Source organism: Bacillus sp. FSL L8-0099 (assembly GCF_038006385.1).
In the GTDB taxonomy this organism is placed as follows: domain Bacteria; phylum Bacillota; class Bacilli; order Bacillales; family Bacillaceae_G; genus Bacillus_A; species Bacillus_A toyonensis.
Genome location: NZ_JBBOVC010000002.1, coordinates 227896 through 241780, shown reverse-complemented (window position 1 = coordinate 241780; position 13885 = coordinate 227896). Strand labels below are relative to the sequence as shown.

Below are 13885 nucleotides of genomic sequence, written 5' to 3'. Positions count from 1 at the left end.
CTTAACCTGCACTAATAGTTGCTACAGAGGTAGCAGAACTATTGGGTGCAGAATTATTAATTTTTTCAAGTAAATCTTTATTTCCAACCTTCTGAGCAAACTTCTTAGCTTCCTCGGATTTATTTAATTTCAAATAACTATTAACAATAATTCCTTCTCTTCTTCCATCTAGTGGAACATGATCTTTTAATTTAATAACTTCTTCATGTTTGTCATCTAATGCTGCAATTTCAAAATTAATTAGTGGATTTTTTGTTTTAAGTTCTTTTACTTTTTTCAAATTATCTACAGCTATATAATATGAAACTACTGATTCTGCAAAATCTTGCTCTAAGTCAATAGCCTTTTGTGCTTTACCGCTTAAAAGATAAGTAAATAAAACTGCCTTTTTATCTTCTTTTCCTAACTTTTTATAATCCACTTTATCAAATTCCAAGGTAGCATCTTGATATTTTTGAACTGCAGATAACCTTAATCCATTTATTAGATTCGCGTTAGCTTCTAAACTATTTACATTATTTGCAGATGCAGCCTGTGAATTTTTCAAATTGCTAAAGGCAAAACCTGCTAATATTAATAAAACAATCGATGCGATTCCTATAATAGCGTACTTATATTTTTTCATATTATTTAAGATTCCTTTTTTATCGATTACTTCTTTCTCTTCTTGTTTAAATCTAGTTTCATTTGGTAGATTTCTTTTCTTATTTAAATTAATTTCATCACTTTCTGGTTCTCTTTTAACCACAACTATTTTTTGTCTCTTTTGTGCTTCTTCTATTCTCTTTTCTTCCTCTAATCTTCTTTTTCTTACTTCTTCAAGTTTTTTCTCTTCTTCTTTCCGTCGTGCTTCAGCCTGTTTCCTTGCTTCTTCTTCCGCCTTTCTACGCGCTTCCGCTTCTTCACTTTTCCTTGCTTCTTCCTCTGCCTTTCTACGTGCCTCCGCTTCTTCACTTTTCCTCGCTTCTTCCTCTGCTTTTCTACGTGCTTCCGCTTCTTCACGTTTCCTCGCTTCTTCCTCTGCTTTTCTACGTGCTTCCGCTTCTTCACGTTCCCTTGCTTCTTCTTCTGCCATTCTACGTGCTTCCGCTTCTTTACGTTTCCTCGCTTCTTCCTCTGCTTTTCTACCTTCTTCTACTTCTGGTTGTTCTTTATTAAAATTGCTTTCAGAAGTGCTTGACTGTTTTTGAATTGTCGTAATCCAATCAAGAGCCGGATTACTATTTGAAGCTTCATTTTTAGGTGTATTTAAAACTACACTTTCTTCTCTATTTTCACTTTGTTTCAACTGTTGTTCCGAATGCTCTTGTTGGAATTTCTCACTTACTTGATTCTCATGAATATCCTCATATTGTTCTTCTTCCTCAGCTAATAATCGTTCTCGTCGTTCTTTTTCTTGTCTAATCCTTTCCTTAATTACGTTTCTTTTTCTATTATTTTGCATATAACAACAATGGCCTCCTTTCTATTGGTACCTCATTAATGAGAGTAATTAAATTATTTATCCTTCATAATTAATCATGAGATATTTCTATAGAAAAACTAAGGAAAAATAAAGGTAATATTATTTTTTAAAGCATAATAAATAAAAAAAAGGATAAATAGGTTGCACCCATTTATCCTTCTTTTTATTTTACATCTATTGAGGTTATAGTACATGTTATCCCCTTAATACATCAATTTGTTTCCAACTTTTAGATAGAAAAAGATGCAATACACTCATCGCACTAAATATTCAGATATATACGAGTATATATTTTCACGCCATATTAAGTTCATCCATAACTTTCAACTTTTCATGTAGTAGATTAAAAATCTCATCTTTATAGTCACATTTCTTCAATTTTTTAATTGCTTCTTCCTTTATTTGTGACACTCTTTCAGTTGTTATCATAAGTGCTTTTGCAATTTCTTTATGCAAATACACTTTACCATCTAAAAGACCAAAACATAGATTTAGTACCATCTTTTGTTTTGGGTTTAATACTTCATCAAATATTAACCATATCTCGTAATTTAAGTCTTCAATTACCATCTCATTTATTGAAGGAATTGCTGAATTATCATCATAGAATGGCTTCGACATACCTATATCTTCATTTATTGTATCTATATCCAAAGTCATAGTAGTAGCTCGCTTATAATATACGTTGTGCCTAATGACTGTTTCGCTAGTTACATCTAACTCTTTTACAACTTCCTCCACCGAAGGGGTTCTGTTATACATTTGTAAATATTTATCTTCTAACTCGACATATTTTAAATTAAATTGATTCACATAATTAGGTATTTTAAAAGGCCCAGACTTTTTTTTACATATAATTCCTAACATACTTTTTTGTATCCACCAAAAAGCGTATGTAGAAAAGCAATAGCCTAAAGCCGGATTAAAATCTTCCATTGCTCGTAACATTCCCTCATTTCCTTCTTGAACCAGATCATCAAACTCTATATCAGGGTGCTTGTTTTTGTACTTTCTTGCAATAGATAATACTAGTCCTACATTCACATGAAACAAATAATCACGTAGATCCTTTTCACCATGTTTGTACCGCTGAAATAATTTTAAACTTTCCTGTTTTGATAGTACCTTATAATTTCCTATTCCCTTAATTTCAAAAGTGTTTCCTTCTGAATAAGCGATTGGCTTAATACTTCTTGCGTTAGAATCTTGTGTTATAGTTTTATTTAATGACTCATCGCGATTCAAGCTGCTATATGATCGATTCATACCTATTCCGTTGCCAAAACCTTATAAAAGTCTATAAAGTTTGTTTATTTCCCTGTTCTACGAGTCCGGTTTTGCCAAAGCTACTACCGTTTGATATAACTCTCCGAGGGCGTAAATTCGGATACAACGCATCCTACATATTAGCCATAACGTTTAGGTGTTAATTGGCTAATTCATAACGTGACAAGTTGATGGCTGCATTCAAATCCCGATCTATGACATGACTACAAGCACATTTGTATATGCGATCAGATAGCTTTAGATCTTTCTTGATGCTCCCACAACTTGAACACATCTTAGAAGATGGATACCATTTATCAGCTTCAATAAATTCAATACCGTATTTTTCGCTTTTATATTGAATTTGTCGCTTAAGCTCATATAAACATTGTTTTGCAATAGCTTTAGACAAGTGCTTATTCTTCATCATTCCTTTGATGTTCAAGGTTTCCATCACGATTCGATATGGCTTGGTTTTCACGATATCTTTCGTGACTTGATGAAGATAATTTGTTCTGATATTGGTCAACCTTCTATGCAAGTGTTGTATTTTCTTTTTGACTTTTATAATGTTGCCGGTTTTGATGAAACGGTTTCCCTCCTTATTTATTTCATATTTGCGAGAAACTTGACGTTGCAACCTACGAAGTCGTTTCTCTACCTTTTTTACTGTTTGTGTTTTGTTGATATTTTTCTTTTTCTCTCCATCCGAGCAAACAGCCAGTTCCTTCACACCAACATCAATACCTAGTAAGACATCTGTTAATTCTATTTTGGGACATTCGTTTTCTACGCCAACGGACAAATACCAATACTTTCCGTCGAAATGAATACGTGGATTCTTATACTTTACATCGACTGGTAATGATTCTGAAATTTTCATCCATCCAACTTTTTCAATCAACACTTCGTTATTTCGAACTTTCAATTTCACATTATCGTTGTAAAAAGACGGCTTGGATTTTCTTCTGCTTTTGAAACATGGTTTATTAGCCAGCCCCTTGAAGAATCGCTTATATGCTTCACAAGCATCTTTGATCGCTTGCTTTGTAATGTTATTGGATACTTCGTATAGCCATACATATTCTTCTGTTTGTTTCAGAACGGTTAATTCTTTACGAAGGAGGCCGTCAGATAGAAATTTACCACCGTGCTTGTGATTTTCTTCTTGTTTACCTAATGTCCAATTATAAGCCCATCGGGCTGTTCCAACGGATTTCCAAAGTTGATGTTCTTGTTCTTTATTTGGTCTTATTCTTACTTTCCTCGCAAGTATCATTTTTCATCAACTCCTTAATCATCTTCTTGGCTTTATTGGCTCTTTTGCCTTGCAATCTACAGCTGAAAACAGTGACAATCTGAATTAAATCTTCTACTAATTCTTGTTTCTCGGTCTTTTTTGTATGGTCAATGACCTCAATAGTCGTTCCATATTTATTACATAGGTTTTCGATTAATTCATACCCGAATCGAATTAACCGATCTTTATATAGAATAACAATCTTTTCTACTTCCGAATTAGTGACCTTATCAATTAGTTCATTTAATCCCTTTTTATTATAGCTAATCCCACTTCCTATATCAGTGATGATTTCAAATTGATAGCCTTTAGCAAACATATACGTTTTTACGTTATCAATTTGTCTTTCCAAATCATCTTTCTGTTTATGAGAGCTAACTCTACAGTATCCTATCACTATTTTGTTTAACTGCATTTCACCTTTAATACCCAAAAAGTGATTAAGTTGTTCTTGTGAGTAATATCGATAACCCCTATCCGTTACGTGATGTGGTTTAAAAACATTTTGTTTATCCCAGTTTCTTAACGTTTGAGTTGTCTTTCCTATTAAATTAGCAAATTCACCTATGGAATAGTACTTCATCTATATCACCTCTCTAATTATTATTACTTAAACTTTATAATAATTAGAGGGTCTTTTATAAAGTTTTATAGATTTATTTCAACTGTTACTTCCCTCCCTTCTCATTTTATCGAATTGTTTCTAAAAACATCTTTGTCTCCTTTTGTACGTTACTAATCAACTTACAATTCCTTGCGCATGTATTGGCAACTTCTTTATGTGCTTTTGTTTTTCTCAATTCTATATAAATATCGCATCCTTTGCAGATGCTACTAATACCTTCCATTATTTCTAATTGTCTTCTTCTTTCATATAAAAACTGCTCTTTTGTTTTCTTCTCGCTTACTCGTCTCCCCATTTGTTTCACCTCGTATACATGAATAGTATTATTTAGTCATTTAAAACTACTATCGATATTACATAGATACGAAACTTCACCTTAAAACTCTTCCAAATTTATCCTGTATGTATATGATATAGGATTATAACAAAATGTAAAACAAATTATTCCGAAAATTTAAAAGATTACTGAGATATTAAAATATCCATCATCTCCTTATGATTAAACTAATTATATTTATATAAATCTTGATAATCATCAAGGTTTATATACAATTTAAACCCTGATGACTATCAAGAACACGTATAAAATAATGGATGTTTTGTATTCTTCTATACAAAACATCCGTTTAGAAAGAGTAAAAAATAAATTTACCTTTAAAGCTTCCAAATTTATATTTCCTCGAATCTCATATGTAATTTTTGTATAATCAACATAGAAATTTCAATTTTATAAAAACCACTCATTCTAGTTATGGTATACAAAAGTAATTAATCATTTGTATCCCCTATTAATATGTTTTTTAACTTATTTTAATCAAAATAGCGTTTATCTCACTTTCTCTATTGCTGGAATATAATCGTTTAATAGTAAATCATCTAGCCCCTTTCCAAGATTAATATCCCAACTTGCATAATTAATACTTATTCCTTCTTGATAAAGCGTTTGTGCACATTCTAATAACGACCGCTGAACATCTGAATTTGTAATCATATCCATATCTAAAGCGAACGTTGCCTGTTTAACTCCCATTTTTTTTTAATGGTTCAATTAATATTCTCCATACTTTAACCCCAGGTATTGATACGACTGTGGTACCATACATTAATTTTTCCTCATTTGTTAATAGCTCGTCTAAGTTTTCTGCAGCAATATCAGACTTTAAACTCCCTTCTGAAATCCATACATTATCCTTTTTTATTAATTCTCCACGTTCCCAATTTTTCAGCTCTCGACTAGGTACTGCTACATGTATTGGCAACGGGTTCCCAACTCCTGTTCCATGAAATCTCCCACCTGAGCTGATCCAAATATATTTACTTTCTAACTTTAATTGTACTTCACCTAATTTTTCACCCTCATAATTAATTTCATACCATTCTTTAACATCGACTTTACCTTTAAATATAGACTCTATCTTCCCATTGATTTTGTAGGTCACCTCTATAGTATTGGGTTGCTCAATAACTTCTGCCTTAAAGCTTGGTTTATGATTTTTTACAACTGTCATATATTCAGGATCATCAATTCTACATTGAAAACCGCATATCTGATTATATATATTTCTCTGCGGTATTAATAAAGAATCTCTCCTACCTGCAAACGTGAAATATCTTCCATCCTTCGTTTCTTTTGCATAAAATCCTGGAATTCCAACAATATAGCTTGTTTTCCCTCCTACTTTTTTTATTAACTCTTTCGTAGTATCCCAAGGTTTAATAGGAAAACTTTTGTAATTTCTAACATTTATTACTTCCCTTGTAATCCTACGTTTTGATCCCCTTAACATTTTAATATGTTCATCTCGCACGTCTAAAGATTCTAGAAATAAAGTGTACATAATATCAAGGGTGTAATCATTTTTCTTCCTATGTTCCTTAATCATCTGATCTTGAGAAAAACCATATCCCCTTTTTTGATCTTCAGCTACTATATGTAAATAGCCTGCTTCCCCGAATACTGTTTCTGATGAAATTCGTCCACATATTATTTTGGTTTCAGAATCATTAACCATGCACCATCCTTGCTTACCACATATAGGGCATGTTGTTCTATAATATTCAAACCATCTCTCATTACTCCCCTTATTCATGCTTCTCACTGGTCTTAATATTCTACTTGCTGCTAACTTTTCAATTGACATCACATATCCCCTTTTCCCTTAATCAAATAAAAAAGCCCTTTGGAATACGGAGGTTAAATACCACACAAACGTGTAATTTAATCCGTAACCCGAAGGGCTTCATGTAATCACTAGAAAATAAAAAAATTTACGTTTTATAATAAGAATATACTAAATATTATAAATTTAATCTAGAGGTTAATTATAATATTCTTTATTTAATCAAATAATCTTCTAAATATTATTAAACCCCACACTATAATTATACATGGGCATCTTACTATTTAACTCCTTTTGGAGCTCTTGAAGCGAGAACTTCTTCAGAATCAAATACTATTTTAGCAATCTATATTTACCAAGCTATAAGGATACCCGTTATTAACGGTTCACTAATGTTTCTCTGCTAAATTTTTTTGATACAGTATATATAACCTACTAACCAATTAATTGCACTACTAAGTGCAATCTTGTTAACCATAATCAACTCCTTGTAAACAATTATCATAACTTTATATTTTGTCCAAAATTAATTATTCCTACTTTTAAAAAATTTAGACCAAGGACTATAAAACAATCATATAATTATTAATCTCATGTTGATATCAACAGAAAATCAATACATTTTATCCACATTTGACATTGACATATCAAACGAGATTAACATGTCAACTGAATCGCGCCAACTTAAACGCTAGTATCTATGAATTAACATTAACATAACATTAACAAGCGGACGCTTATCAAAAATATTTGCGCCTATCAAAACTTCAAGATCTATATTAGTTGAACATTAGCCTATTGCAACGGATTGTATAGAAGTATGTTAATTAATAAACTAGCATTAAAAATGTTTCAATGTAAGTAAGATATACAAAAGAAACAACACGAAACTATCAATCTCATGTTGATACCAATGGGAAGATAACTGATTTTTAATCTCTCATTTGTTATTAACATGTTAACCGAGATTAACATGTTAAGTGCTTGTTTTCTCTTGTTATCAATATCATTCTAATTAATATTGACATAACATTAACAATTCGGTGTCAAAAAGAAGGAATGTTTATAACTTTCGAGATTTCAAAATCTATATTGACTGAAATTTTTCTTCTGTGGTAGTTTTCTTGAAGCGAATCTAGTAACGATCTATCCTGAAAAATGTTTCGACACTATCAAAACATAGTTAAAGATTTAATCGAGTAATAAATGCTGACAGCAATTCAATGATTTTTACCCATTATTTATCATTTACATATAGTTAAAAAGCAGCACATATAAAGGAATACAGTCTGTATTGTTAATTTCATATCAACAATTTGGATTTGACATTGATATAACTTTGACAATTTAAGTAATTGAAATACGCATAAATTTACCTACCGCAACAGTTTTCCCTTCATTTATCATTGATATATAATCTGAGATTGACATGTTGAGTGCTTGTTTTCTTTTGTTATCAATATTGTTCTAATTGATATTGATATAACATTAACAATTCGGTGTCAAAAAGAAGGAATGTTTATAACTTTCGAGATTTCAAAATCTATATTGATGAAAATTTTCTGCTGTGGCGGTTTGCTCGAAGCGAATCTAGTAATAATCTATTCAATAAGATGTTTTCACACTATCAAAAAATAGTTAAAATTTAATCACAATAATAAATGAGGACAGCAATTCAATGGGTTTCACACCTTGTTTATCATTGACGTATAGTCTAAAAGTCAATCATAGAGAGAAAATGCTCTTTTTATTGTTAATGTTATATTAACAATTTGTCTTTAACATCGATATGACATTAGTAATTAGATAGTTGAAATGGTCATAGAAGCAACTTTCGTTTTTTTCAAGATCCGCATTAGTTAAAAATTTATCTACCACCACAGATTTCTATTAAAAAAAAGAAAACACCCTAAAAGAACTCTAATTGTAGCTAGAAACCAACAAGAACTCCATACAATTGATAGTTTCTTATTAGTAACACACACAAATTAATAGTTTTCTCTTCATTTATCATTGATATATAACCTGAGATTGACATGTTAATAGGGATAGTTGTCAATTAATGACAGCGTCATATCAACTATCCCCAATACGTATTAACATGACATTAACAATTGTTAATTCTAAAGTTGCGAATATACATACAAATAGAGTTTTAAGTTCTACATTTATTAAAAGGCTTTTTTCTATAGCAAAATCCACTGGATAAACCGGAGAAGATATCATTCTTGAAAGCATTTTGATAGTGGCTAAAAGCAATAAATCGCTTTTTATTACTTCCGATTTAAAAGTAACAATTGTATGAATCAATTTTGATTATATAGAGATCACTTGTAAAGGGCGGTGCCCTCTAGAAAAAGCGAGTTTATATTAAACCGTATTAACACTAATTCAATAACCTATAATAACCTTCATGTGCATTCTAAAGACCTGCTGAAACTAATTAACTATACAATTCTTAGCTTTATACTACCAAGTATCTTAAATTATAATAAATATAGGCCTTTATTTATTATTAGTATTGGCTTTTCGCTTTACGTTTATACATACTTTTTAGCTTTTAAGTCTTTAAGTTTAATACTATATCCTCATAATTTATTTACAAATCACTAATATTTTCTTATCATTAATATATTGTAGACTAATTTGTTAATTTCATAGCAACAATAATCATTAACAACTAACGAATTATTAACAAGATATTAACAATAGTTAATTCCAAACCCTTTATTTATCAACTTTATGTTAACAAGTGATACTTTACATATTGATGATACATTTCATGTGAATGTCAATCAATAAAGGGATTCGGGTTTATATTATCGAAAAAACACTTAACATGTTAATCTCGCTTTATATGTTAATTCCATTTTATTGTGGCCATTATATTTCAAGGAGGTATAACGATGATTGAACAAGATAACAAAAATACAAATGAACACATGGAGTCAAATAATACAAACTCTAGTCATGAAGATGCTTTTGAAAAAGCTTGGCGAATAACAGAGTTTTCAAAACTAGTAGGCCGACATCATAACACTGTGTACAATTGGTTCAATACCCTAGAGGAAAAGGGGTTACACGGAACATTAAGAACCAATAATACAAATGAAAAGCTATATAACACACTGGATTTAGATATAGCTTTATTTATTAAGCTAAAGAGGGATGAAAAGTGGTCGCTAGATGCAATTATTGAGCTTTTACCACATCAGTTCGAACTAAGACCAGTTTCTCCAGAAAATCAAACTAGTGAAGTCTCAACTCCATTAAACATGCAGGAAGCTGCAGCGACTATTGAGAAAATAGTAGAGCAAAAGATTCAAATGCATTTACAAAACATTGAATTAGAGTATCAAGGAAAGTTTGAAGATGCTATACGTGCGGTGCTACCTGAACCAGAAGACCCTGAAATGTTAAAAGAGCGCCAAAGACAAGAAAGACTAGATAATATGATAATTCAACATAGAGCACGTACAGAGTTAAGAAAACAAGCTGAAAGAGAGTGGAGTGCACAACCAGAAGAAACTCGTATTAAAAAGGTTGGCTGGTTTAAAAAAGAGGAAGATCTTGCAAGAAAACAACTTTTTATAGAAAACTATATTGATGAGAACATGATTGAATATATGAAAAGTGTAATGAAAACAGAAAAATAAGCCTGGAAAATCCCAGGCTTATTTTTTATTTTGATCCAAACATCTTATCTGGATCCATAAATGCTGCTAATTCTTCATCATTTTGCGCTTGTGGCTCTTCATTTTTAACTGGTTCTAATTCAAAGTAATCACCAAAGTTAATATTGAAATCATCATCAAAGTCTTGCGCTTCAATTGTATTAATTTGAGACTTTGTATATTGGATTTGGCTTTGTTTTTCTTTAAATTCATTATATTCTTCAACTAATCCTTTAGATAATCGTGATGGTAGTGCATCTGTCTTATAGAAAGTATACACGCTGCCCATAAAGTCATTTTTACTGACTAAATAACCATTAAAAACAGTTCCATTGATTGGTAGTTTATTTGTCACTTCTACTTTTGCATCATCCATAAATGAATCATCAATATTCTTCTGTTCATCTAAAATTGCTAACATCCCAAAATGATGTACCTTTGATGCCTCTAAATCTCCATTTTCATTTGTCTTCATCAGGTCAATAGGGTGATGGAATGAACTTCCTTTCAATGATTCTGAGAACATATCTACAATTTCTTTACTGTTTTCAATTTGATTCATATTACGTGAAACCTTATTAATTACTAAACAGCCTGTTCTTTCTAGTAAAATTCGTTTAAAGTCCTGAGAATCTAGAATTACTGATGTTCCTGAACCATTTGCAGCTGTATTTAACTCATGAATAATATCTCCAATGCGTTGGTTTGCATAGTCTCGTGAGTTTCCAATGCCTTTTTTCTCATTTTCGTTTAATCCCTTAAACTCATCATAGAAGTGTTGGTTATCTGCAAATACAACAAATGCAACACCTTTCGCTGGATCATTAGCTAACTTCCAAATTTCTTGTGAAAATTTATTCACCTGTCTTAGTACATCAGGCCCATCTGCCCTAACTGGAAGTGTAACTACAATACCCATTTTAATGAAATCTTTACGCTCAATAGCATTATTGAAAGCAATTCTTGCATACTTTTGTTGATTTTTTATTAATTCTTCTCTAGGAATTTTCATTGCCATACTTTTAAGTTCTTCAGCAATTACAGGTTTATTATGAAAAGCGGAGAATTCTTCAATTGCTTGAATAATTGTAGATGTACCTGTACCACCGCCTAAACCTGCAAAAAATAGTACTAATTCATCAGTTGGTCTAACGCGTTCCGTTATAAATTCTTTTAGTTTATCTTTAGCTTCTTCATTAGATTCTAAAACCTTTACAGCACGCTCAGGATTCTTACCTAAACCACCTAATTTTAGTGAAACTTGGTTACTTTTCGGCACATTTTTCAGTTCAGCTAAATCCCCATCATTACTATTCAATGCTAGGCAATTATAAACTGCTGTACCGTCTGTATGCTTATACTCAGCAAACTTATCTACCATTCTAGTTCCAGCTTGACCAAAACCAACCATAGTCATTTTCACTGCTACTTCGTTTTTTAGAAAGTTTTTTGCCATTATTTTATCTCTCCCTTATTCTCATTACTTTTTTTACGTTTCCCTAATTCAACTAATACTTGTTGTCCCCTAATAGTTGAAATTAAAAACTTATACGGATGCATAATTTTTTCTGTTATTAATGACATTGAAGCTAAAGTAGCAACACTACCTTCTGCCGATCTTCTTGAAATGTTAGTCCTTTCAAGTTCTAATGAATAGGATTTACCCTTAGGTTTTTTTACTCTCCTATCAATAACAACACTTTCTACTATTTCATTTATTGAGATTCCTCTCATATACTTTGTCTCTTGGTATTGTTTGTTTACTTGAGATCCTATGTAATGAAATACATTGTAGAGTATTTCGTCTTCTTCAATAATGTCTGCAAACATTTCCACAACTTCTTCAGTGAATTTGTTTTGTTTATATTTTTCACTTAATACCTCGTTCAAGTTGTCCCCCCCTTAAAACGTTGGTTAATTATTCCTAAAAACATATTACATCATTGTAAGACGTATATCAAGTCATTATATATAAGTCTTATATTAAGTTGTTATATACAAGACTTATATAATATTTATAAAATGTAAAATCGAAATAACGCCCTATATATCTACATCAAATATATAAGACGTACATGAAAGTCGTTCATATAAGCAGTAAATAAAACATGTTAATATCAGGTTTCATATAACTAACAATAACTATTAAACAATAAATATGAGTGCAGTATTTATGTATATTTTTATCTAGAATTATAATTCCAATATATAATACTTCTAAAATAACGTACTATTATCATGGTCATTGAATTTATACACCTTATATATACGAACTACATATAAGACGTGTAGACAAACACTTATTATTAAAGGGTTTATATGATTTTATATTAATTTTATGTCAATAGAATATTACCACGAATTATTATACGCCCTATTTAAAGGTCTTATATGAAAGACTTATCAATAAAACGTGTATATAACCCTATAAAAAAAGAGTAATACTTCTTAAGTATTACTCTTTTAACTATATAGTTTTATATAAAATACTTAGTTTATTAAACAGATTTTTATGATCCTGCTTCTTTTTCAATAACTCATTTTTCTGTTGGTTGTCTACAGAAAGGAAAGGGGATGTCAATGTCATGTTATATTTCGTTATTTCTTTTATTAATTCCGTAGTTATTTCTGAGATTTGCAGAAATAACACATAAAATTGTGATTCATTTTCATTCATTTGTTTTTCTCTGAAATTAAGTTCTACAAACTTGTCAGTATAACTTGTCAATTTCATATCAATATAATCACTATAACTCACATGTAAAGCCATAAAGCGATTAAACTCAGATAAACTAATTAATTTCTTTGTTAAAAATAGATGTACTAAATAAATCTTGTATACAGCTTTAAATGAAATAATATATTTAGTTCCTTTTTTTATTAATTGGATGTATTCACCGTATCTGTTAATTAAATACCTTAATTTATTAGGTTTTAGTCGCAATATTCTACTAACTTGTGAAGTATTGTAGATTTTATAAGGATCTAGAGCAGCAAACTGTAATGGAATTATCTCATATTCATTTTTTAATGTATTGATCACCTTGTTATAAAAAAAGTCTGTTTCAAATTCACTTTGTATAATCTTTTTTATTAACCCATATTCTGTGTTCCAATTCCGCATTTTTTCACCCCTTAAATCAGATTGTAACATGCAAAATACGAAATATACAAAATTTTCATTTACTTTATTATAATTATTTACTTATTTCTTTTATGATGTGATTTTTCCTCCTGATAAACAGTTACATCTAAAAAATTTTTAACATTCATTTCAATATTGAATTTCATCCATTCAAAAATATATTCACTCTGTATTTTATGTATTTTGAGGACTCTACTCAGATATGACGTAATACATATGACGAACTCTATTTTTATCTTTTAGCTTCGTCACATGTCTTTTTATTTATGTCGAAGGATATATGACGAACT

General features: G+C 30.5%; 9 protein-coding genes and 1 pseudogene. 1 reads left to right on the top strand and 9 read right to left on the bottom strand.

What is annotated here, in order from left to right; translation table 11 throughout:
• Position 1 precedes the first annotated feature (1 nt).
• The 6 genes and pseudogenes from MHH42_RS28840 to MHH42_RS28815 form a co-directional block, all read right to left on the bottom strand.
• Positions 2–1444, bottom strand: a complete 1443-nt coding sequence (locus MHH42_RS28840) for a hypothetical protein (RefSeq protein ID WP_340895031.1) — start codon at positions 1442–1444, stop codon at positions 2–4.
• 315 nt (positions 1445–1759) lie between these two features.
• A complete protein-coding gene (locus tag MHH42_RS28835; protein WP_070174105.1) occupies positions 1760–2731 on the bottom strand; it encodes a sigma-70 family RNA polymerase sigma factor in 972 nt (323 codons plus the stop codon).
• A gap of 160 nt (positions 2732–2891) precedes the next feature.
• On the bottom strand, positions 2892–4010 hold the full coding sequence (locus MHH42_RS28830; protein ID WP_340895030.1) for an RNA-guided endonuclease InsQ/TnpB family protein: 1119 nt from the start codon (positions 4008–4010) through the stop codon (positions 2892–2894).
• A complete protein-coding gene (locus tag MHH42_RS28825; RefSeq protein WP_085451172.1) occupies positions 3973–4614 on the bottom strand; it encodes an IS607 family transposase in 642 nt (213 codons plus the stop codon). Before MHH42_RS28825 ends, MHH42_RS28830 begins: the two co-directional genes overlap by 38 nt.
• 106 nt (positions 4615–4720) lie before the next feature.
• Positions 4721–4951, bottom strand: a complete 231-nt coding sequence (locus tag MHH42_RS28820) for a hypothetical protein (RefSeq protein ID WP_000533697.1) — start codon at positions 4949–4951, stop codon at positions 4721–4723.
• A gap of 531 nt (positions 4952–5482) precedes the next feature.
• Positions 5483–6797 (bottom strand): annotated as a pseudogene (locus MHH42_RS28815) (DNA primase).
• Between the two features lie 2885 nt (positions 6798–9682).
• On the opposite strand from MHH42_RS28815, the gene MHH42_RS28810 reads away from it, so the two are divergent.
• Positions 9683–10432 carry a terminase gpP N-terminus-related DNA-binding protein gene (locus MHH42_RS28810; protein WP_000572413.1) on the top strand — a complete coding sequence of 250 codons (750 nt, stop codon included), beginning with the start codon at positions 9683–9685 and terminating at the stop codon, positions 10430–10432.
• A gap of 25 nt (positions 10433–10457) precedes the next feature.
• Here MHH42_RS28810 and MHH42_RS28805 read toward each other — a convergent pair whose 3' ends face one another.
• The 3 genes from MHH42_RS28805 to MHH42_RS28795 all read right to left on the bottom strand — a co-directional run bounded on the left by MHH42_RS28805 (position 10458) and on the right by MHH42_RS28795 (position 13604).
• Positions 10458–11906, bottom strand: a complete 1449-nt coding sequence (locus MHH42_RS28805; RefSeq protein WP_001097026.1) for a cell division protein FtsZ — start codon at positions 11904–11906, stop codon at positions 10458–10460.
• Positions 11906–12340: a hypothetical protein gene (locus tag MHH42_RS28800; protein ID WP_001006720.1), complete on the bottom strand. Its 435-nt coding sequence runs from the start codon at positions 12338–12340 to the stop codon at positions 11906–11908. The genes MHH42_RS28805 and MHH42_RS28800 overlap by 1 nt, the downstream gene beginning before the upstream one ends.
• A 577-nt stretch (positions 12341–12917) precedes the next feature.
• Positions 12918–13604, bottom strand: a complete 687-nt coding sequence (locus MHH42_RS28795) for a hypothetical protein (protein WP_002040099.1) — start codon at positions 13602–13604, stop codon at positions 12918–12920.
• Positions 13605–13885 lie beyond the last annotated feature (281 nt).

What these genes read in the sequence shown, in the direction of transcription:
- MHH42_RS28840 (WP_340895031.1), bottom strand. Translation starts at nt 1,444, where the DNA reads ATGCAAAATAATAGAAAAAGAAACGTAATTAAGGAAAGGATTAGACAA.
- MHH42_RS28835 (WP_070174105.1), bottom strand. Translation starts at nt 2,731, where the DNA reads ATGAATCGATCATATAGCAGCTTGAATCGCGATGAGTCATTAAATAAA.
- MHH42_RS28830 (WP_340895030.1), bottom strand. Translation starts at nt 4,010, where the DNA reads ATGATACTTGCGAGGAAAGTAAGAATAAGACCAAATAAAGAACAAGAA.
- MHH42_RS28825 (WP_085451172.1), bottom strand. Translation starts at nt 4,614, where the DNA reads ATGAAGTACTATTCCATAGGTGAATTTGCTAATTTAATAGGAAAGACA.
- MHH42_RS28820 (WP_000533697.1), bottom strand. Translation starts at nt 4,951, where the DNA reads ATGGGGAGACGAGTAAGCGAGAAGAAAACAAAAGAGCAGTTTTTATAT.
- MHH42_RS28810 (WP_000572413.1), top strand. Translation starts at nt 9,683, where the DNA reads ATGATTGAACAAGATAACAAAAATACAAATGAACACATGGAGTCAAAT.
- MHH42_RS28805 (WP_001097026.1), bottom strand. Translation starts at nt 11,906, where the DNA reads ATGGCAAAAAACTTTCTAAAAAACGAAGTAGCAGTGAAAATGACTATG.
- MHH42_RS28795 (WP_002040099.1), bottom strand. Translation starts at nt 13,604, where the DNA reads ATGTTACAATCTGATTTAAGGGGTGAAAAAATGCGGAATTGGAACACA.